Raw genomic sequence first — 550 nt, forward strand, 5'->3', positions numbered from 1 at the left:
GGTACTCCCAGCGAGCTAACGGCGGCATCGACATCAGAATCGACTCGGTACGCCCACCACTTTGTAAACCGAATAAAGTGCCACGGTCGTACACTAAGTTGAACTCAACATAACGACCACGACGGTAAAGTTGGAATTCACGTTCGCGCTCGCCATATTCGATGTCTTTACGACGAGACACAATCGGCAAGTAAGCTTGGCAATAGCCTTCACCCACCGCTTTGATGTAATCGAAACACTTATCAAACTCCCAGTGATTCAAATCATCAAAGAACAAACCACCAACACCACGAGTTTCGTTTCGATGTGGCAAGAAGAAGTACTTATCACACCACGCTTTGTGTTCTGCATATACTTCTTCACCAAATGGGGCACAGATTGCCTTAGCTGTATCGTGCCATGACTGACAATCTTCTTCGAAAGGATAGAAAGGAGTCAGGTCGAAACCACCACCAAACCACCAAATTGGGTCTTCACCCTCTTTCTCTGCGATAAAGAAACGTACATTCGCATGAGAAGTTGGGACGTAAGGGTTTTTGGGATGGATAAC

At 46.4% G+C, this 550-nt stretch carries 1 protein-coding gene; it reads right to left on the reverse strand.

Annotated features, from left to right (window positions below; genetic code table 11):
* A partial coding sequence (gene hemF / locus R8O10_RS26960; RefSeq protein ID WP_318192191.1) for an oxygen-dependent coproporphyrinogen oxidase occupies nt 1-550 on the reverse strand: 550 nt, incomplete at both ends.

The sequence above is a fragment of the Vibrio sp. 1727 genome (assembly GCF_033344415.1).
Classification (GTDB): Bacteria; Pseudomonadota; Gammaproteobacteria; order Enterobacterales; family Vibrionaceae; genus Vibrio; species Vibrio alginolyticus.